16 protein-coding genes, 1 tRNA gene and 1 pseudogene are annotated in these 20,033 nt (G+C 59.2%); 15 read left to right on the forward strand and 3 right to left on the reverse strand.

What is annotated here, in order from left to right; all coding sequences use genetic code 11:
• Window positions 1–2: 2 nt before the first annotated feature.
• From tuf to rpoC, 11 genes are all read left to right on the forward strand, one after another.
• Entirely contained in the window at window positions 3–1,178 is a 1,176-nt protein-coding gene (gene tuf / locus AC1DJO_RS29410; RefSeq protein ID WP_477951297.1) for an elongation factor Tu, read from the forward strand.
• Between the two features lie 21 nt (window positions 1,179–1,199).
• Window positions 1,200–2,039: an NAD-dependent epimerase/dehydratase family protein gene (locus AC1DJO_RS29415; protein WP_477974089.1), complete on the forward strand. Its 840-nt coding sequence runs from the start codon at window positions 1,200–1,202 to the stop codon at window positions 2,037–2,039.
• A 141-nt stretch (window positions 2,040–2,180) separates the two neighbouring features.
• A tRNA-Trp gene (locus AC1DJO_RS29420) sits at window positions 2,181–2,256 on the forward strand.
• Window positions 2,257–2,440: 184 nt separating this feature from the next.
• Complete coding sequence (gene secE, locus AC1DJO_RS29425) at window positions 2,441–2,641, forward strand: preprotein translocase subunit SecE (protein WP_112390814.1); 201 nt, start codon at window positions 2,441–2,443, stop codon at window positions 2,639–2,641.
• 17 nt (window positions 2,642–2,658) lie between these two features.
• A complete protein-coding gene (gene nusG / locus AC1DJO_RS29430; protein ID WP_112390813.1) occupies window positions 2,659–3,189 on the forward strand; it encodes a transcription termination/antitermination protein NusG in 531 nt (176 codons plus the stop codon).
• Between the two features lie 169 nt (window positions 3,190–3,358).
• The gene (gene rplK, locus AC1DJO_RS29435) at window positions 3,359–3,790 is read left to right on the forward strand and encodes a 50S ribosomal protein L11 (RefSeq protein ID WP_112390812.1); all 432 of its coding nucleotides are present in this window, start codon (window positions 3,359–3,361) and stop codon (window positions 3,788–3,790) included.
• Between the two features lie 4 nt (window positions 3,791–3,794).
• A complete protein-coding gene (rplA, locus tag AC1DJO_RS29440) occupies window positions 3,795–4,493 on the forward strand; it encodes a 50S ribosomal protein L1 (protein ID WP_112518757.1) in 699 nt (232 codons plus the stop codon).
• Between the two features lie 330 nt (window positions 4,494–4,823).
• A complete protein-coding gene (rplJ, locus tag AC1DJO_RS29445) occupies window positions 4,824–5,342 on the forward strand; it encodes a 50S ribosomal protein L10 (protein ID WP_016553543.1) in 519 nt (172 codons plus the stop codon).
• A 58-nt stretch (window positions 5,343–5,400) separates the two neighbouring features.
• Window positions 5,401–5,778, forward strand: a complete 378-nt coding sequence (gene rplL / locus AC1DJO_RS29450) for a 50S ribosomal protein L7/L12 (RefSeq protein WP_112390810.1) — start codon at window positions 5,401–5,403, stop codon at window positions 5,776–5,778.
• A gap of 260 nt (window positions 5,779–6,038) precedes the next feature.
• Window positions 6,039–10,178: a DNA-directed RNA polymerase subunit beta gene (rpoB, locus tag AC1DJO_RS29455; protein ID WP_112390809.1), complete on the forward strand. Its 4,140-nt coding sequence runs from the start codon at window positions 6,039–6,041 to the stop codon at window positions 10,176–10,178.
• A 188-nt stretch (window positions 10,179–10,366) separates the two neighbouring features.
• On the forward strand, window positions 10,367–14,578 hold the full coding sequence (rpoC, locus tag AC1DJO_RS29460) for a DNA-directed RNA polymerase subunit beta' (RefSeq protein ID WP_477974090.1): 4,212 nt from the start codon (window positions 10,367–10,369) through the stop codon (window positions 14,576–14,578).
• A gap of 132 nt (window positions 14,579–14,710) precedes the next feature.
• Here the strand turns inward: rpoC and AC1DJO_RS29465 are convergent, their stop codons facing one another.
• The 3 genes and pseudogenes from AC1DJO_RS29465 to AC1DJO_RS29475 form a co-directional block, all read right to left on the reverse strand.
• Window positions 14,711–15,421 carry an acid phosphatase gene (locus AC1DJO_RS29465; protein WP_477974091.1) on the reverse strand — a complete coding sequence of 237 codons (711 nt, stop codon included), beginning with the start codon at window positions 15,419–15,421 and terminating at the stop codon, window positions 14,711–14,713.
• 226 nt (window positions 15,422–15,647) lie between these two features.
• Window positions 15,648–15,977, reverse strand: a pseudogene (locus tag AC1DJO_RS29470) (NUDIX domain-containing protein); the annotation flags it as partial.
• 2 nt (window positions 15,978–15,979) lie between these two features.
• A complete protein-coding gene (locus AC1DJO_RS29475; protein WP_112390806.1) occupies window positions 15,980–16,273 on the reverse strand; it encodes a transcriptional regulator in 294 nt (97 codons plus the stop codon).
• Window positions 16,274–16,770: 497 nt separating this feature from the next.
• Here AC1DJO_RS29475 and rpsL point away from each other — a divergent pair, with 497 nt between their 5' ends.
• The 4 genes from rpsL to AC1DJO_RS29495 form a co-directional block, all read left to right on the forward strand.
• Entirely contained in the window at window positions 16,771–17,142 is a 372-nt protein-coding gene (rpsL, locus tag AC1DJO_RS29480; RefSeq protein ID WP_018902683.1) for a 30S ribosomal protein S12, read from the forward strand.
• Window positions 17,143–17,219: 77 nt separating this feature from the next.
• On the forward strand, window positions 17,220–17,690 hold the full coding sequence (rpsG, locus tag AC1DJO_RS29485; protein ID WP_112390805.1) for a 30S ribosomal protein S7: 471 nt from the start codon (window positions 17,220–17,222) through the stop codon (window positions 17,688–17,690).
• A 29-nt stretch (window positions 17,691–17,719) separates the two neighbouring features.
• Window positions 17,720–19,819, forward strand: a complete 2,100-nt coding sequence (fusA, locus tag AC1DJO_RS29490) for an elongation factor G (RefSeq protein ID WP_112390804.1) — start codon at window positions 17,720–17,722, stop codon at window positions 19,817–19,819.
• Between the two features lie 67 nt (window positions 19,820–19,886).
• Window positions 19,887–20,033: GTP-binding protein (locus AC1DJO_RS29495; protein ID WP_421387882.1), on the forward strand; the 147-nt coding region annotated here is incomplete at its 3' end.

Below are 20,033 nucleotides of genomic sequence, written 5' to 3' on the forward strand. Positions count from 1 at the left end.
AAATGGCAAAGAGTAAGTTTGAGCGCAACAAGCCGCACGTAAACATCGGCACGATCGGCCACGTTGACCACGGCAAGACGTCTCTGACGGCAGCGATCACGAAGTATTTCGGCGAGTTCAAGGCGTATGACCAGATCGACGCTGCTCCGGAAGAAAAGGCACGCGGCATCACCATTTCGACGGCACACGTCGAATATGAAACGCCGAACCGCCACTATGCGCACGTTGACTGCCCCGGCCACGCCGACTACGTCAAGAACATGATCACCGGTGCCGCACAGATGGACGGCGCGATCCTGGTTTGCTCGGCAGCTGACGGCCCGATGCCGCAGACCCGCGAGCACATCCTGCTCGCCCGCCAGGTTGGCGTTCCGGCAATCGTCGTGTTCCTCAACAAGGTTGACCAGGTTGACGACGCCGAGCTTCTCGAACTCGTCGAGCTCGAAGTTCGCGAACTTCTGTCGTCCTACGACTTCCCGGGCGACGACATTCCGGTTGTCAAGGGTTCGGCTCTGGCCGCTCTCGAAGACTCTGACAAGAAGATCGGCGAAGACGCGATCCGCGAGCTGATGGCTCAGGTCGACGCCTACATCCCGACACCTGAGCGTCCGATCAACCTGCCGTTCCTGATGCCGATCGAAGACGTGTTCTCGATCTCTGGCCGTGGTACGGTTGTGACGGGCCGCGTCGAGCGTGGTATCGTCAAGGTTGGCGAAGAAGTCGAAATCGTCGGCATCCGCGCCACCTCGAAGACGACGGTCACCGGCGTTGAAATGTTCCGCAAGCTGCTCGATCAGGGCCAGGCAGGCGACAACATCGGCGCTCTGGTTCGCGGTGTTAACCGTGACGGCGTCGAGCGTGGTCAGATCCTGTGCAAGCCGGGTTCTGTGAAGCCGCACAAGAAGTTCAATGCCGAAGCCTACATCCTGACGAAGGAAGAAGGCGGCCGTCATACGCCGTTCTTCACCAACTACCGCCCGCAGTTCTACTTCCGTACGACTGACGTGACCGGTATCGTTTCGCTTCCGGAAGGCACGGAAATGGTTATGCCTGGCGACAACGTCACCGTTGTTGTCGAGCTGATCGTTCCGATCGCGATGGAAGAAAAGCTGCGCTTCGCAATCCGCGAAGGCGGCCGTACCGTCGGCGCCGGCATCGTCGCCTCGATCATCGAGTAATCCAAGGCAGGGCGGCATACGGTGCCGTGGCTGGTCGCCAAGGGCTACGAAGTCCACAACATCGATCTGGTGCCGCTCGACAGTCCCGGTGTCACCAATCTGATCGCCGACATCACCGATAGCGGCCAGGTCTTCAACGCGCTGTCGATGCACCGCGATTTTCCCGATCTGGAAGCAGGGAAGGGCGTTCAGCCTTTCGATGCGGTGATCCATTTCGCCGCCGTCCCGCGCATCCTGATCAAGCCCGACAATGAGACCTTCCGCATCAATACGATGGGCACCTACAATGTCATCGAGGTGGCGGTGAAGCTCGGTATCCGCAAGATCATCGTCGCCTCCAGCGAGACGACCTACGGCGTCTGTTTCGCCGAGGGGCATCGCGATTTCCACCAGTTCCCGCTGGACGAAGACTACGACGTCAATCCGATGGATTCCTACGGTCTCTCCAAAGTGATCAACGAGAAGACGGCGCGCGCCTTTGCCGAGCGCTCCGGCGCCGATATCTATGCGCTGCGCATCGGCAATGTCATCGAGCCGCACGAATACCAGAAGTTCCCGGAATTCTTCGCCAATCCGGAAATACGCAAGCGCATCGCCTGGAGCTATATCGATGCCCGCGATCTTGGTCAGATCTGCCATCTCTGCATCGAGAAGGACGGGTTTGGCTATCAGGTGTTCAACGCCGCTAACGATACGGTGTCCGCCAACACGCCGTCGCGGGAACTGGCGCAACGCTTTTTCCCTAATGTTCCGTTCACCCGCGAGATCGGCGAATACGAGGGCCTGCTTTCCAACCGCAAGATCCGGGAAGTGCTGGGCTTCAGGGAAGAGCACGACTGGCGGAAATACGTGAAGGCGTAAGGCCGAAGCGGAACGGCGGCGCGGTGTTGGAAAAAATGGAAAAACGCACTTGCCAATCCCGCGCAGCCGTCTTAAAGGGTGCGCCATGCTTTAAACGGTGCTTCGAGGCCTTGAGGTCAACAAGCTGAATGCAAAGCGTAAAGGGGTATAGCTCAGTTGGTAGAGCGGCGGTCTCCAAAACCGCAGGCCGTGGGTTCGAGCCCCTCTGCCCCTGCCATTTCCTTCGAACGGTATGCGCGAAATCTTCGCTGCGTTCTGTGAGGAGGGCGGCATAGCGATTTCGTTAAACTTCGGTTCCCCTCTTGTGCAATCGGGAATCGGTGTTTATGTAGGGTTCAACAGACACGCGGTGCGTGGGGCTGATAGTTTCAGCTTTACGCGCCGTAATTGCGTGGGCAGTGATGGCATCCAAATCCAATCCATTTACGTTTCTTCAGCAGGTGCGGTCGGAAACGGCCAAGGTCACCTGGCCGTCGCGCCGCGAGACGATGATCTCGACGATCATGGTTCTCGTAATGGTGGTTTTCGCCGCGCTGTTTTTCTTTGCTGCCGACCAGCTCATCAGCTGGCTCCTGAGCTTCGTGCTCAACATCAGCAACTGATCGGGTGGAGATAGAAGATGGCGGCACGTTGGTACATCGTCCACGCGTATTCGAATTTTGAAAAGAAGGTCGCCGAGGACATCGAGAACAAGGCTCGCCAGAAGGGGCTTGAGCACCTGTTCGAAAAGATTCTCGTGCCGACCGAAAAGGTGGTTGAAGTGCGCCGTGGCCGCAAGGTCGACAGCGAGCGCAAGTTCTTCCCGGGCTACGTCATGGTTCGTGCGAACCTGACGGATGAAGCCTACCACCTGATCAAGAACACGCCGAAGGTCACGGGCTTCCTGGGCTCCGACAACAAGCCCGTTCCGATCCCGGATTCCGAAGCCGACCGTATCCTCGGTCAGGTGCAGGAAGGTGTGGAGCGTCCGAAAGCTTCGGTCAGCTTCGAGATCGGCGAGCAGGTTCGCGTTTCCGATGGTCCGTTCGCGTCGTTCAACGGCACGGTTCAGGATGTCGATGAAGAGCGTTCGCGCCTCAAGGTGGAAGTTTCGATTTTCGGCCGCGCTACGCCGGTCGAGCTGGAATACGCTCAGGTCGAGAAGGTCTGAGTTGCGGGTGAGCCGCCAAGGCTCGCTCGTGTGCGGTGGAAACCGCAAATCGCGTGGAAGGTGAGGGGCCTTAGCCGGGCCTCGATATTCCGCACCACGCAACCGCAGCCGCCGGAGCGATCCGGCATCAAGGGCCGGGCAACCGGCTATCAATGAAAGGCAGAGAGTTATGGCTAAGAAAGTTGCAGGCCAGCTCAAGCTTCAGGTCAAGGCAGGATCGGCTAACCCGTCCCCGCCAATCGGCCCGGCGCTTGGTCAGCGTGGCATTAACATCATGGAATTCTGCAAGTCGTTCAATGCGGCTACGCAGGAAATGGAAAAGGGTATGCCGATCCCGGTCGTCATCACCTATTACCAGGACAAGTCCTTTACTTTCGTCATGAAGCAGCCGCCGGTCAGCTACTTCCTGAAGAAGGAAGCGAAGATCACGTCCGGTTCGAAGACGCCTGGCAAGGGCGCCAACGCCGGCAAGCTCACCAAGGCTCAGATCAAGTCGATCGCTGAAGCCAAGATGAAGGATCTCAACGCAGCAGATATCGAAGGTGCAATGGCGATGATTGAGGGCTCTGCCCGCGCCATGGGCCTGGAAGTGGTAGGTTAAGACCATGTCAGGCAAGCGCACCAAGAAGATCAACGAAGGTGTTGATCCCACGAAGCTCTACGCACTCGGCCTCGCCATCGGCATGGTCAAGGAGCGTGCTGTCGCCAAGTTCGACGAGACCATCGAAATCTCGATGAACCTCGGCGTTGACCCGCGTCACGCAGACCAGATGGTCCGCGGCGTCGTCAACCTGCCGAACGGCACCGGCCGCGACGTTCGCGTTGCTGTTTTCGCCCGCGGCGCCAAGGCTGATGAAGCCAAGGCTGCAGGCGCAGACATCGTCGGCGCTGAAGACCTGGTCGACATCGTCCAGGGCGGCAAGATCGACTTCGACCGCGTTATCGCGACCCCCGACATGATGCCGCTCGTCGGCCGTCTCGGTAAGGTTCTCGGTCCGCGCGGCATGATGCCGAACCCGAAGGTCGGGACGGTCACGATGGACGTCACGGGTGCCGTCAAGGCTTCCAAGGGCGGCGCTGTCGAGTTCCGCGTCGAAAAGGCTGGTATCGTCCACGCCGGCATCGGCAAGGCCTCGTTCGAAGCCAAGGCTCTGGAAGAAAACATCCGCGCCTTCGCTGACGCCGTCATCAAGGCAAAGCCGGCTGGCGCCAAGGGCAACTACGTCAAGCGCGTAGCGATCTCTTCGACCATGGGTCCGGGCGTCAAGATCGAGCTCGGCTCGGTCACGGCTCCGGCCGCCTAACGAATTTGCCGGGCCTAGGCCCGGCAGCATGCATTCCGGCCTCGCAAGGGGCCGGGATATTCCGGAGAAATCCGGAATCCTGTCCGAGATTGCAGGTGGTTATCCCTTAATCACTTAAGCCTGCATGAGACGGGTAAGACCCGAATTGCATGAAGCTTAGCTTCGATCGATTTGGTTCGAGCCTTGGATGCCTTGTCCTCCTAGCCTTGAGTGGCGCGGAGCGCGAGGGGACAGGATCCTCAAGCGTCGCTTGGGATCGCTTCTGATCCCAGGAGGCAAAAGGCAACCCGGCAGGCCCCGTCAAACGGACCTGTCAACTGGAGATAGGCAGTGGAAAGAGCGGAAAAACGCGAATTCGTCACGGAACTGAACGAAGTCTTCAAGGCTTCGGGCTCGGTTGTCGTGGCCCACTATGCTGGTGCTACAGTCGCGCAGATGAACGACTTCCGTTCCAAGATGCGCGCAGCTGGCGGTACCGTCAAAGTCGCGAAGAACCGCCTGGCCAAGATCGCCCTTCAGGGTACGGAAGCAGAAGGGATCTCTGGTCTCTTCACAGGTCAGACGCTCATTGCATACAGCAATGACCCGATCACTGCTCCGAAAGTCGTCGTGGATTTCGCCAAGACCAACGATAAGATCGTTGTTTTGGGCGGCGCCATGGGAACAACCACGCTCAACGCCGATGCAGTCAAGTCGCTTGCGACCCTGCCGTCGTTGGACGAACTGCGTGCAAAGCTGCTGGGCATGATCCAGACTCCGGCTACCCGCATCGCAGGCGTTGTTGCAGCACCGGCAAGCCAGCTTGCTCGCGTGTTCTCGGCTTACGCCAAGAAGGACGAAGCCGCATAAGGCGGTTTTTTGCTGTTTATAAAACACCGGTTCGAACCGAACAAAAGGAACTGATAACATGGCTGATCTCGTAAAGATCGTTGAAGACCTCTCTGCACTGACCGTCCTGGAAGCTGCAGAACTGTCCAAGCTTCTCGAAGAAAAGTGGGGCGTTTCCGCTGCTGCTCCGGTAGCTGTTGCTGCTGCTGCTGGCGGTGGCGCTGCTGCTGTCGTTGAAGAAGAAAAGACCGAGTTCGACGTCATCCTCACGGATGCCGGCGCGAACAAGATCAACGTCATCAAGGAAGTCCGCGCTATCACTGGCCTCGGCCTCAAGGAAGCCAAGGACCTCGTCGAAGGCGCTCCGAAGGCTGTCAAGGAAGCCGTTTCTAAGGCTGAAGCAGCTGACATCAAGAAGAAGCTTGAAGACGCTGGCGCAAAGGCCGACGTCAAGTAATCTTGAACTGCATCTGGGAGGCGGCGTTTGCCGTCTCCCATTTGCCGTTTTCCGGAACGAATTACCCAAAAGCCGCGTGAAAACGGCTTTTGGGTAATGGGTTCTTCAAGAGGATGGTCTCGAACCGGGACACGCAGGCAATCCGGCCTGGTGGTTTCGGGAAGTGAGACGAGTTTGAACCAACCCATTGCTTGACGGGGTCGACTGGCCATCGGTTCCCGTCCGTTGCAGGCCCGGATGCAATTTTTGAAGGAGCGACGATGGCTCAGACCCTTTCGTTCAATGGTCGTAGGCGCGTACGCAAGTTTTTTGGTAAAATCCCCGAAGTCGCAGAGATGCCGAACCTCATCGAGGTTCAGAAGGCGTCCTACGACCAGTTCCTGATGGTCGAAGAACCGAAGGGCGGCCGCCCTGACGAAGGCCTCCAGGCCGTCTTCAAGTCCGTCTTCCCGATCACCGATTTCTCCGGCGCCTCGATGCTGGAATTCGTGTCCTATGAATTCGAACCGCCGAAGTTCGACGTCGACGAGTGCCGCCAGCGCGACCTGACCTACGCTGCGCCGCTGAAGGTTACTCTCCGTCTCATCGTGTTCGATATCGATGAGGATACGGGCGCCAAGTCGATCAAGGACATCAAGGAACAGTCCGTCTACATGGGCGACATGCCGCTCATGACCAACAACGGCACGTTCATCGTGAACGGCACCGAGCGCGTTATCGTGTCTCAGATGCACCGTTCGCCGGGCGTCTTCTTCGACCACGACAAGGGCAAGAGCCATTCTTCCGGCAAGCTGCTCTTCGCTGCCCGCGTCATCCCGTATCGTGGTTCCTGGCTCGACATCGAATTCGACGCCAAGGACATCGTCTATGCCCGTATCGACCGCCGCCGCAAAATTCCGGTGTCGTCGCTGCTGATGGCCCTCGGCATGGACGGCGAGGAAATCCTCGATACCTTCTACACCAAGTCGCTCTACAAGCGTGCCGGCGATGGCTGGCGCATTCCCTACCAGCCGGAAACCCTCAAGGGTGCCAAGGCGATCACCGAAATGGTCGACGCCGACACCGGCGAAGTCGTTGTCGAAGCCGGCAAGAAGCTGACCCCGCGTCTGCTCCGCCAGCTCTCCGACAAGGGCCTGAAGGCCCTGAAGGCGACCGACGAAGACCTGTACGGCAACTACCTTGCCGAAGACATCGTCAACTATTCGACGGGCGAGATTTATCTCGAAGCCGGCGACGAAATCGACGAGAAGACCCTCAAGGTCATCCTCGACCACGGTTTCGAGGAAATCCCGGTTCTCGGCATCGACCACATCAATGTCGGCGCCTACATCCGCAACACGCTGTCGGCAGACAAGAACGAGAACCGTCAGGACGCTCTGTTCGATATCTACCGCGTGATGCGTCCGGGTGAACCGCCGACCATGGATTCGGCCGAAGCCATGTTCAACTCGCTGTTCTTCGATGCGGAGCGTTACGATCTCTCCGCCGTCGGCCGCGTGAAGATGAACATGCGTCTCGACCTCTCGGTCGAAGACACCGTCCGCATCCTGCGCAAGGACGACATCTTGGCCGTGGTCAAGATGCTGGTCGAACTGCGCGACGGTAAGGGCGAAATCGACGACATCGACAATCTCGGCAACCGTCGCGTTCGCTCCGTCGGCGAATTGATGGAAAACCAGTACCGTCTCGGCCTGCTCCGCATGGAGCGCGCGATCAAGGAACGTATGTCCTCGATCGAAATCGACACGGTCATGCCGCAGGACCTGATCAACGCCAAGCCGGCAGCTGCTGCCGTCCGCGAATTCTTCGGCTCCTCGCAGCTGTCGCAGTTCATGGACCAGGTGAACCCGCTTTCGGAAATCACCCACAAGCGCCGTCTCTCGGCTCTTGGTCCGGGTGGTCTGACCCGCGAGCGCGCAGGCTTCGAAGTCCGCGACGTTCACCCGACGCACTACGGCCGTATTTGCCCGATCGAAACGCCTGAAGGCCCGAACATCGGTCTGATCAACTCGCTGGCAACTTTCGCACGCGTCAACAAGTACGGCTTCATCGAAAGCCCGTACCGCAAGATCGTCGATGGCAAGGTAACGAACGACGTTCTCTACCTCTCTGCCATGGAAGAAGCGAAGTACTACGTTGCCCAGGCCAACGCCGAACTCGACAAGGATGGTTCCTTCGTCGACGAATTCGTCGTCTGCCGTCATGCCAACGAAGTTATGCTCGCGCCCCGCGACAGCATGAACCTGATGGACGTCTCGCCGAAGCAGGTTGTTTCGGTTGCTGCCGCTCTCATCCCGTTCCTGGAAAACGACGACGCCAACCGCGCTCTCATGGGCTCGAACATGCAGCGTCAGGCCGTTCCGCTGCTGCGTGCTGAAGCTCCGTTCGTCGGCACCGGCATGGAGCCGGTCGTTGCCCGCGACTCCGGCGCTGCTATCGGCGCCCGCCGCGGCGGCGTGGTCGACCAGGTCGACGCGACGCGTATCGTTATCCGTGCAACGGAAGACCTCGAAGCTGGCAAGTCCGGCGTCGATATCTACCGCCTGCAGAAGTTCCAGCGTTCGAACCAGAACACCTGCGTCAACCAGCGTCCGCTGGTCACCGTCGGTGACGAGGTCAACCGCGGCGACATCCTCGCCGACGGTCCGTCCACGGATCTGGGCGATCTCGCTCTCGGCCGTAACGCGCTCGTCGCGTTCATGCCGTGGAACGGTTACAACTACGAAGACTCGATCCTGCTCTCCGAGCGTATCGTTGCTGACGACGTGTTCACCTCCATCCACATCGAAGAATTCGAAGTGATGGCGCGTGACACCAAGCTTGGTCCGGAAGAAATCACGCGCGACATTCCGAACGTTTCGGAAGAAGCGCTGAAGAACCTCGACGAAGCCGGTATTGTCTACATCGGCGCCGAAGTTCAGCCGGGCGATATCCTCGTCGGCAAGATCACGCCGAAGGGCGAAAGCCCGATGACGCCGGAAGAAAAGCTTCTGCGCGCCATCTTCGGTGAAAAGGCGTCCGACGTGCGCGACACGTCCATGCGCATGCCGCCCGGCACCTACGGCACGATCGTCGAAGTGCGCGTCTTCAACCGCCACGGCGTTGAAAAGGACGAGCGCGCGATGGCAATCGAGCGCGAAGAGATCGAGCGTCTTGCAAAGGACCGCGACGACGAACAGGCGATCCTCGACCGTAACGTCTACGGCCGTCTGATCGAGATGCTTCGCGGCCAGATGTCCATCGCGGGCCCGAAGGGCTTCAAGAAGGGCACCGAGCTTTCGAACTCCGTCGTTTCCGAATATCCGCGCTCGCAGTGGTGGATGTTCGCGGTCGAAGACGAGAAGGTCCAGAGCGAACTCGAAGCCCTGCGTGGCCAGTACGACGAATCCAAGTCGCGCCTTGAACAGCGCTTCATGGACAAGGTCGAGAAGGTCCAGCGCGGCGACGAAATGCCTCCGGGCGTCATGAAGATGGTCAAGGTCTTCGTTGCTGTGAAGCGCAAGATCCAGCCAGGCGACAAGATGGCCGGCCGTCACGGCAACAAGGGTGTCGTATCGCGTATCGTGCCTGTCGAAGATATGCCGTTCCTCGAAGACGGTACGCATGTCGACGTCGTTCTGAACCCGCTCGGCGTGCCTTCGCGCATGAATGTCGGTCAGATTCTCGAAACGCATCTCGGCTGGGCTTGCGCCGGCATGGGCCGCCAGATCGGCGACATGCTGGAAGCCTACAAGGCGAGCGGCAACATCGCTCCGCTGCGCAAGACGATCGGCGACGTTGTCGGCGACGGTCCGAAGGCCGAACAGGTCAAGGACTTCGATGATGACTCGGTCCTGCGTCTTGCCGACCAGTGGAAGCGCGGCGTTTCGATCGCAACGCCGGTGTTCGACGGTGCGCACGAAGGTGACGTCAACGAGATGCTGGCTCTGGCCGGCCTGAAGGAAAGCGGTCAGTCGACCCTTTACGACGGCCGTACGGGCGAGCAGTTCGACCGCCAGGTCACGGTTGGCTACATCTACATGCTGAAGCTGAACCACTTGGTCGACGACAAGATCCACGCCCGTTCGATCGGTCCTTACTCGCTCGTTACCCAGCAGCCGCTGGGCGGCAAGGCGCAGTTCGGCGGTCAGCGCTTCGGCGAAATGGAAGTCTGGGCACTGGAAGCATATGGTGCGGCTTACACGCTGCAGGAAATGCTCACGGTCAAGTCGGACGACGTCGCCGGCCGTACCAAGGTCTACGAAGCCATCGTCCGTGGCGACGATACGTTTGAAGCGGGTATCCCCGAAAGCTTCAACGTTCTCGTCAAGGAAATGCGCTCGCTCGGTCTGTCGGTCGAATTGGAGAACTCCAAGCTCGACGAACAGCAGGCGAACCAGCTGCCTGATGCTGCTGAGTAACCATCTGATAGGGTGTGCGCTGTAATCAGCGCACACCGTTCCCGCTCTGGCCCCGTAACGTGTTGGCCGGGCAGGGACGATTTCGCCGCATTTCGCGGTTATTGTCGTTTTGAGCGTTGGCGCGGCTCCCGGGATTTGCCGCCGGCCATAGCAAGATAAGGGCGCATCCGCCCATGAAGGAGACAGGCATGAACCAAGAGGTCATGAATCTTTTCAATCCGCAGGTGCCTGCGCAGAATTTCGATAGCATTCGAATTTCTATCGCATCTCCGGAGAAGATCCTCTCCTGGTCCTACGGTGAGATCAAGAAGCCGGAAACCATCAACTACCGTACGTTCAAGCCGGAACGTGACGGTCTCTTCTGCGCGCGCATTTTCGGGCCGATCAAGGACTACGAATGCCTGTGCGGCAAGTACAAGCGCATGAAGTACAAGGGCATCATCTGCGAAAAGTGCGGCGTCGAAGTGACGCTGTCGCGCGTTCGCCGTGAGCGCATGGGCCACATCGAGCTCGCCGCTCCCGTTGCCCATATCTGGTTCCTCAAGTCGCTTCCGTCGCGCATCTCGACGCTGCTCGACATGACGCTGAAGGATGTAGAGCGCGTTCTTTACTTCGAAAACTACATCGTCACCGAGCCGGGCCTGACTGCTCTGAAGGAGCACCAGCTGCTCTCTGAAGAAGAGTACATGCTGGCCGTCGACGAATACGGCGAAGATCAGTTCACCGCGATGATCGGCGCTGAAGCCATCTTCGAAATGCTGGCTTCCATGAACCTTGAGAAGATTGCGGGCGACCTGCGCTCGGATCTCGCCGACACCACGTCGGATCTCAAGCAGAAGAAGCTGATGAAGCGCCTGAAGATCGTCGAGAACTTCATGGAATCGGGCAACCGTCCGGAATGGATGATCATGAAGGTCGTTCCGGTCATCCCGCCGGATCTGCGTCCGCTGGTTCCGCTGGATGGCGGCCGTTTCGCGACGTCTGACCTGAACGATCTCTACCGCCGCGTCATCAACCGTAACAACCGTCTGAAGCGCCTGATCGAACTGCGCGCTCCGGGCATCATCATCCGCAACGAAAAGCGCATGCTGCAGGAATCTGTGGACGCGCTCTTCGATAACGGCCGCCGTGGCCGCGTCATCACCGGCGCCAACAAGCGTCCGCTGAAGTCGCTGTCCGACATGCTCAAGGGCAAGCAGGGCCGCTTCCGCCAGAACCTGCTCGGCAAGCGCGTCGACTATTCCGGCCGTTCGGTCATCGTGACCGGTCCGGAACTGAAGCTGCACCAGTGCGGCCTTCCGAAGAAGATGGCGCTCGAGCTCTTCAAGCCGTTCATCTACGCCCGCCTCGACGCCAAGGGTTACTCCTCGACCGTCAAGCAGGCCAAGAAGCTGGTCGAAAAGGAAAAGCCGGAAGTCTGGGATATCCTCGACGAGGTCATTCGCGAGCATCCGGTTCTCCTGAACCGCGCACCGACGCTGCACCGCCTGGGTATCCAGGCCTTCGAACCTACCCTGGTCGAAGGCAAGGCCATCCAGCTGCACCCGCTCGTCTGCACAGCCTTCAACGCCGACTTCGACGGTGACCAGATGGCCGTTCACGTGCCGCTGTCGCTCGAAGCCCAGCTCGAAGCCCGCGTTCTGATGATGTCGACGAACAACATCCTGCACCCTGCAAACGGTGCACCGATCATCGTTCCGTCGCAGGACATGGTTCTCGGCCTGTACTACCTCTCGATCCTGAACCAGAACGAGCCGGGCGAAGGCATGGCCTTCTCCGATCTCGGCGAGCTGCATCACGCGCTCGAAACCAAGGTCGTGACGCTGCACACCAAGATCCGCGGCCGCTTCAAGTCGATCGGCGAGGACGGCAAGCCGTACTCGAAGATCTATGAAACGACGCCTGGCCGTCTGCTCATCGGCGAACTACTGCCGAAGAACGGCAAGGTCACCTTCGACATCTGCAACCAGGAAATGACCAAAAAGAACATCTCGAAGATGATCGACGCGGTCTACCGTCACTGCGGTCAGAAGGACACGGTCATTTTCTGCGACCGCATCATGCAGCTCGGCTTCAGCCACGCCTGCCGCGCCGGCATTTCGTTCGGCAAGGACGACATGGTCATTCCGGAAACCAAGGCCAAGATCGTCGGTGACACCGAAAACCTGGTCAAGGAATACGAGCAGCAGTACAATGACGGCCTGATCACTCAGGGCGAAAAGTACAACAAGGTCGTCGACGCCTGGGGCAAGGCAACCGAAAAGGTCGCCGAAGACATGATGGCCCGCATTAAGGCCGTCGAATTCGATCCGAACACCGGCCGTCAGAAGCCGATGAACGCCATCTACATGATGTCGCACTCCGGCGCCCGCGGTTCTCCGAACCAGATGCGTCAGCTGGGCGGCATGCGCGGCCTCATGGCCAAGCCGTCGGGCGAAATCATCGAAACGCCGATCACGTCGAACTTCAAGGAAGGTCTGACCGTCAACGAGTACTTCAACTCGACGCACGGTGCCCGTAAGGGTCTCGCAGACACGGCTCTGAAGACCGCTAACTCCGGTTACCTGACCCGCCGTCTCGTCGACGTCGCGCAGGATTGCATCGTCAACCTCGTGGATTGCGGCACCGACAAGGGCCTCACCATGACGGCGATCGTCGATGCCGGTCAGGTCGTTGCTTCCATCGGCGTTCGCGTCCTTGGCCGTACGGCGCTTGACGACATCGATCATCCGGTGACCGGCGATCGCATCGTCGATGCCGGCAAGATGATCCTCGAGCCCGATGTCATCGAGATCGAAAAGGCTGGTATCCAGTCGATCCGCATCCGCTCGGCACTGACCTGCGAAGTTCAGACCGGCGTTTGCTCGATCTGCTACGGCCGAGACCTGGCGCGCGGTACCCCTGTCAACATGGGCGAAGCGGTCGGCGTTATCGCTGCACAGTCGATTGGCGAGCCGGGCACCCAGCTCACCATGCGTACGTTCCACCTTGGTGGTACGGCAACGGTGGTCGACCAGTCGTTCCTGGAAGCATCGTACGAAGGTACGGTTCAGATGAAGAACCGCAACATGCTGCGCAACTCGGACGGCGTTCTCGTCGCCATGGGCCGCAACATGGCGGTTCAGATCCTGGACGAACGCGGTGTCGAGCGCTCCTCGCAGCGCGTTGCCTACGGTTCGAAGATCCATGTCGATGATGGTGACAAGGTCAAGCGCGGCCAGCGTCTGGCAGAGTGGGACCCATACACCCGTCCGATGATGACGGAAGTGGCCGGTACCGTTCAGTTCGAAGACCTCGTCGATGGTATCTCCGTTCTCGAAGCGACCGACGAATCCACGGGTATCACCAAGCGTCAGGTTATCGACTGGCGCTCGACTCCCCGCGGTTCGGATCTGAAGCCGGCCATCGTCATCAAGGACGCCAGCGGCAACGTCATGAAGCTGTCGCGTGGTGGTGACGCCCGCTTCCTGCTCTCGGTTGACGCGATCCTGTCGGTCGAGCCGGGCACGAAGGTTTCGCAGGGTGACGTGCTTGCACGTTCGCCGCTCGAAAGCGCCAAGACCAAGGACATCACCGGCGGTCTGCCGCGTGTTGCCGAACTGTTCGAAGCCCGCCGTCCGAAGGACCACGCCATCATCGCTGAGATCGATGGTACGATCCGCCTCGGCCGCGACTACAAGAACAAGCGTCGCGTCATCATCGAGCCGGCGGAAGACGGTGTCGAGCCTGTCGAATACCTGATCCCGAAGGGCAAGCCCTTCCACCTTCAGGAAGGCGACTACATCGAAAAGGGTGACTACATCCTCGACGGTAACCCGGCTCCGCACGACATCCTGGCGATCAAGGGCGTCGAAGCACTCGCTTCGTACTTGGTCAACGAAATCCAGGAAGTCTACCGCTTGCAGGGCGTTGTCATCAACGACAAGCACATCGAAGTGATTGTCCGTCAGATGCTGCAGAAGGTGGAAATCACCGATGCAGGCGACTCGACCTATATCGTCGGTGACAACATCGACCGTATCGAGCTCGAGGACGTCAATGACGGCCTGATCGAACAGGGCAAGAAGCCTGCCTACGGTGACCCGGTTCTTCTCGGTATCACCAAGGCATCGCTGCAGACCCCGTCCTTCATCTCCGCCGCGTCCTTCCAGGAAACGACGAAGGTGCTCACGGAAGCTGCGATCGCCGGCAAGACCGACGGTCTCCAGGGCCTCAAGGAAAACGTCATCGTCGGCCGCCTCATCCCGGCCGGTACCGGTGGCACCATGACCCAGATCCGCCGTATCGCCACGTCGCGCGACGAGCTGATCCTCGAAGAGCGCCGCAAGGGCACGGGTGCAGACGCGGCAACGCCGATGCTGCAGGACATGGCAAACGAAAGCGCGCCTGCCGCTGAATAACGGCAGGTTCGATTGCAGAAATCAAAAACCGCCCGGAGCGATCCGGGCGGTTTTTTGTTGACCGCTTGAGACGGCGGGCATGCAAAAGGGCCGCGGTCGAACCGCGGCCCTTTCAGCAGGCATTTCGAAATTTTAGAGTCCGAGGACGGTGCGCAGTTCAGTGCGGGCCGCTTCGTATTCGGCCTTGTAGTCGTCATGCTGCATGATCGTCTGTGCGGTGGCGATACCGGCGATACGGCCGGCCTCGATATCCGTCGGGTAATGGATGCCGCCGATGACGCGGTTCCAGCCATAGGCCCAGGCGCGGCCCATAATGGCATCCTTCTTTTCGGGAACCATGTTCGACAGGATGACGCCCATCAGCGTGCCGAGCGTCGTGTGGCCGGACGGGTAGGAGCCGGACTTCGAGAGCGGCACGACTGGCTTGACGAGCTCGGGATAGAGCAGGTGAGGGCGCGGGCGTTTCCAGACGTCCTTCGCCGGATCGACAACGGCGGCTTCGGTCTCGACGATGCGGTCGAAGAAGGCCGAAAACTTCGACAGGTTCTCCTTGGTGAATTTCGGATTGTCGATGACGTCGCTGAAACGCCAGACATTCTCCTCGGCGTCGGCAACGGCCTGAGCTTCCATCTCCGGCGTGCGGGTGACCTGGATCGAGAGAAGCTCGCCGATCTCGGCCTTGGTCTTGGCGGAATCATTGGCAGGCGGCGGCGGAAGCAAGTTCAGAAGGTTGACTTCGGTATTGTCGGTAAAGGGCTTTGCCTTGTCTTCGGCAAAAGCCGGCGCAGCAAACGCAACGGCAGTGGCAAGGCCGAGAGCCAGGAGTTTCGAGACAGTACGCATTTGGGGGACTCCGTTTGGGGCAATGAAATGCACCTCGCGGGTAACCGAGGATTGTTTGGCGAAGATGACAGAACGGCGTCAGAGCCTGCGGCATAATCGCCGCGGCCGGTTCGTCAGCAGGAGGATGGTAACAAGTGGAGGCAGCGCTCCATTCCATATCCAAGCTGCGCCCGGCGGCTGTCAGGCTCATCCAACTGAACCGAAATACGATAGGTGACCCACCGTCGAACGGTGTCATCTCTTGATGAAGCCACGTCTCGGGATGTGCGCCGTGTAGCGGCGCCATATAATAGTGCCTTCGATGCCAGATTGTGCGGCCATTACGGGTGAAGCGGTAGTCGTCGATCGCCAGCGGCAGGAGAGGGGATTCCGGCGCGACCCCAGTCTCCTCGGTGAATTCCCTGGCGGCTGCTTCGGCGAACTCTTCGCCGTGCTCGACTGTGCCACCCGGAACCTGGAATTCGACCTCGGGAAAATCAGGTTCATCGAAAACCAGAAGACGGCCGCGCCAGGTCGCGTAGATCATGACTTTCAGCGCGTCCGGCGTCACGTTCATTCTTAGTTGAACCGGATGATCGAAACCTCGCCGTCCAGCGCGCCCTGATAGGCAGACGCGTGCGGCTCTTCTTCAGGCACTTCGGTCAGCATGCCGATCTGGTCGAGATCGGCCTCGATGAAGCCTTCCTCGGACAGCGCGTTCAGCGCCTCGCGCACGGCGGTGTCGTCATCGGCGGCTCTCAGCATGATATGCAGGTCGACGCCTTCGCTGCCGTCCGACTCATAACCCTTGCCGATAATGATGAAGACCATCGGGCCTTCGGAGTTGTTGTCGTTGTCGGGGCTGGTGATCATCGGGCGGTCCTTTGAATATGTAACGATTCGTAAACTCGAATCCGCTTGCTGCGGATTTCGTCTGCAATCGCCGATTCCTTAACCGCTTTTCCGGCAAGCCCCAAGTTGAACTTTAAAGGGCCGCCGCAAAAACGTCCGGAACCCTTGCAAAGAGGGCGTAGGCCCGGCATTTCAAGGCATTCGCGGGAAGATTATTTCTTAACCGGCCTTGACGTAGGTGAGGGAAACCAGTAGTACCCGCGCCATCGGAACCCATGTGAGGCATGGCTTTCTGGGGCGCCTTGCCCTGGAGTTCACCTCAAACAAGGTTCGAAACGCACGTTGAAGATATGATGCCCGCACGCATGACGCATGTCTTTTGCGTCCTCTGCCCTCTGTGGTCCATCCGTGAAAGCGGATCGGGCCACGTTTTGCGCATTGAGACAAGCGTGTGATCTTGCCGGAGACGGCGTGATTTTACGCCCGAAAGGGTACAGTTAAACGTAAGGGATGGTTGAATGCCTACCGTAAACCAGCTGATCCGCAAGCCGCGCCAGCCGAACGTAAAGCGTAACAAGGTTCCTGCTCTGCAGGAAAACCCGCAGAAGCGTGGTGTTTGCACCCGCGTCTACACGACGACCCCGAAGAAGCCGAACTCGGCTCTGCGTAAGGTTGCCAAGATCCGCCTGACCAATGGCTTCGAAGTCATCGGCTACATTCCGGGCGAAGGTCACAACCTGCAGGAACACTCCGTCGTCATGATCCGTGGCGGCCGCGTCAAGGACTTGCCGGGCGTTCGTTACCACATCATCCGCGGCGTTCTCGATACCCAGGGTGTCAAGAACCGCAAGCAGCGCCGTTCCAAGTACGGTGCAAAGCGTCCGAAGTAATTCGGTTTTTGGTTTTCCGGCGCTGCGCGAGGTTCTCCGCGTGGTAGAGCGCCTTAACAGTTAAGAGACGAGAAGTTATGTCCAGACGTCACAGAGCAGAAAAGCGCGAGATCAACCCGGACCCGAAGTTCGGCGATTTGGTCGTCACGAAGTTCATGAATGCCATCATGCTCGATGGTAAGAAGTCCGTTGCTGAAAGCATCGTTTACGGCGCATTTGACTCCGTACAGGGCAAGTCCAAGCAGGAGCCGCTGGTTGTTTTCCACGCTGCCCTCGACAACATTGCCCCGCACGTCGAAGTCCGTTCGCGCCGCGTCGGTGGTGCGACCTATCAGGTTCCGGTTGATGTCCGCCCTGAGCGCCGCCAGGCCCTTGCTATCCGCTGGCTGATTACCGCTGCGCGCAAGCGCAACGAAACGACCATGGTCGACCGTCTGTCGGGCGAGCTTCTCGATGCATCCAACAACCGTGGTTCCGCGGTCAAGAAGCGCGAAGACACGCACAAGATGGCTGACGCCAACCGTGCGTTCTCGCATTATCGCTGGTAATCCCGAACGGTATCGAAAGGCAGTCCACTATGGCTCGCGAATATAAAATCGAAGACTACCGTAATTTCGGTATCATGGCGCACATCGACGCCGGCAAGACGACGACGACCGAGCGTATCCTTTACTACACCGGCAAGTCGCACAAGATCGGCGAAGTGCACGACGGCGCAGCCACGATGGACTGGATGGAGCAGGAGCAGGAGCGTGGCATCACGATCACCTCTGCTGCGACCACGACCTTCTGGAAGGGCCGTGACGGCAAGATGCGCCGCTTCAACATCATCGACACTCCCGGCCACGTCGACTTCACGATCGAAGTCGAACGTTCGCTGCGCGTGCTCGACGGTGCGGTCGCTCTTCTCGATGCCAACGCAGGCGTAGAGCCGCAGACGGAAACCGTCTGGCGTCAGGCTGAGAAGTACAACGTTCCGCGCATGATCTTCTGCAACAAGATGGACAAGACCGGTGCGGACTTCTACCGCTCGGTCGAGATGATCAAGACCCGCCTCGGCGCAACGGCTGTTGTCATGCAGCTGCCGATCGGTGCAGAATCCGAATTCAAGGGCGTTGTCGATCTGATCGAGATGAACGCACTCATCTGGCGCGACGAATCGCTCGGCGCACAGTGGGACGTCGTCGAAATCCCTGAAGACCTGAAGGCCAAGGCTGAAGAATATCGCGAAAAGCTGATCGAGACCGTTGTCGAGATCGACGAAGAAGCGATGGAAGCCTACCTGAACGGCGACATGCCCGACAACGACAAGATCCGCGCCCTGGTTCGCCGCGGCACGATCGACGTCAAGTTCCATCCGATGTTCTGCGGCACCGCCTTCAAGAACAAGGGTGTTCAGCCGCTGCTCGACGCTGTTGTCGATTATCTGCCGTCGCCGATGGACATTCCTGCCATCAAGGGCATCGATTTCAAGACGGAAGCCGATATCGAGCGTCACGCTGACGACTCCGAGCCGCTTTCCATGCTTGCGTTCAAGATCATGAACGACCCCTTCGTCGGTTCGCTCACCTTCGCTCGCATCTACTCCGGCAAGCTCGAAAAGGGCGCGTCGGTCATGAACACGGTCAAGGACAAGCGCGAGCGCGTCGGCCGCATGCTGCAGATGCACTCGAACTCCCGTGAAGACATCGAAGAAGCCTTTGCAGGCGACATCGTTGCTCTTGCCGGCCTCAAGGAAACCACCACTGGCGATACGCTCTGCGATCCGCTGAAGCCGGTTATCCTCGAGCGCATGGAATTCCCCGAGCCGGTCATCCAGATCGCGATCGAGCCGAAGACCAAGGGCGACCAGGAAAAGATGGGCCTCGCGCTCAACCGCCTGGCTGCTGAAGATCCGTCCTTCCGCGTCAAGACCGACCAGGAATCCGGCCAGACGATCATCGCCGGCATGGGTGAACTTCACCTCGACATTCTGGTCGATCGCATGCGTCGTGAATTCAAGGTCGAAGCAACTGTCGGTGCGCCGCAGGTTGCCTACCGCGAAACCATCACGAAGAAGCACGAAGAAGACTACACGCACAAGAAGCAGTCCGGTGGTACCGGTCAGTTCGCGCGCGTCAAGATCGTCTTCGAACCGAACGAAGAAGGCGACGACTTCAAGTTCGAATCCAAGATCGTCGGTGGTGCTGTTCCGAAGGAATACATCCCGGGCGTTCAGAAGGGTATCGAAAGCGTTCTGTCGTCTGGTCCGCTGGCCGGCTTCCCGATGCTCGGCGTCAAGGCGACGCTCATCGACGGTGCCTTCCACGACGTCGACTCGTCGGTCCTGGCGTTCGAAATCGCTTCCCGCGCCTGCTTCCGTGAAGCAGCCAAGAAGGCCGGCGCTCAGCTGCTCGAGCCGATGATGAAGGTCGAAGTTGTAACGCCTGAGGACTACGTCGGTGACGTTATCGGCGACCTCAACTCCCGCCGTGGTCAGATCCAGGGTCAGGAGCAGCGCGGCATCGCGATCGTCATCGCGGCCAACGTTCCGCTGGCGAACATGTTCAAGTACGTCGATAACCTGCGCTCCATGTCGCAGGGCCGTGCTCAGTACACGATGACCTTCGATCACTACGCGCCGGTCCCGTCGAACGTCGCAACTGAAATCCAGGCAAAGTATTCCGGTCAGAAGTGACCGGAATACCAATTGTCCGATAACAAGAATTAGCGCCTTCGGGCCTTAGAAGAATGGAGAGCCGGAAATGGCAAAGAGTAAGTTTGAGCGCAACAAGCCGCACGTAAACATCGGCACGATCGGCCACGTTGACCACGGCAAGACGTCTCTGACGGCAGCGATCACGAAGTATTTCGGCGAGTTCAAGGCGTATGACCAGATCGACGCTGCTCCG

The sequence above is a fragment of the Rhizobium sp. 05N430 genome (assembly GCF_056396985.1).

Excerpts from the sequence above, each read along its gene's own strand:
- tuf (WP_477951297.1), top strand. The coding sequence starts at position 3 with ATGGCAAAGAGTAAGTTTGAGCGCAACAAGCCGCACGTAAACATCGGC.
- secE (WP_112390814.1), top strand. The coding sequence starts at position 2,441 with ATGGCATCCAAATCCAATCCATTTACGTTTCTTCAGCAGGTGCGGTCG.
- nusG (WP_112390813.1), top strand. The coding sequence starts at position 2,659 with ATGGCGGCACGTTGGTACATCGTCCACGCGTATTCGAATTTTGAAAAG.
- rplK (WP_112390812.1), top strand. The coding sequence starts at position 3,359 with ATGGCTAAGAAAGTTGCAGGCCAGCTCAAGCTTCAGGTCAAGGCAGGA.
- rplA (WP_112518757.1), top strand. The coding sequence starts at position 3,795 with ATGTCAGGCAAGCGCACCAAGAAGATCAACGAAGGTGTTGATCCCACG.
- rplL (WP_112390810.1), top strand. The coding sequence starts at position 5,401 with ATGGCTGATCTCGTAAAGATCGTTGAAGACCTCTCTGCACTGACCGTC.
- rpoB (WP_112390809.1), top strand. The coding sequence starts at position 6,039 with ATGGCTCAGACCCTTTCGTTCAATGGTCGTAGGCGCGTACGCAAGTTT.
- rpoC (WP_477974090.1), top strand. The coding sequence starts at position 10,367 with ATGAACCAAGAGGTCATGAATCTTTTCAATCCGCAGGTGCCTGCGCAG.
- AC1DJO_RS29465 (WP_477974091.1), bottom strand. The coding sequence starts at position 15,421 with ATGCGTACTGTCTCGAAACTCCTGGCTCTCGGCCTTGCCACTGCCGTT.
- AC1DJO_RS29475 (WP_112390806.1), bottom strand. The coding sequence starts at position 16,273 with ATGATCACCAGCCCCGACAACGACAACAACTCCGAAGGCCCGATGGTC.
- rpsL (WP_018902683.1), top strand. The coding sequence starts at position 16,771 with ATGCCTACCGTAAACCAGCTGATCCGCAAGCCGCGCCAGCCGAACGTA.
- rpsG (WP_112390805.1), top strand. The coding sequence starts at position 17,220 with ATGTCCAGACGTCACAGAGCAGAAAAGCGCGAGATCAACCCGGACCCG.
- fusA (WP_112390804.1), top strand. The coding sequence starts at position 17,720 with ATGGCTCGCGAATATAAAATCGAAGACTACCGTAATTTCGGTATCATG.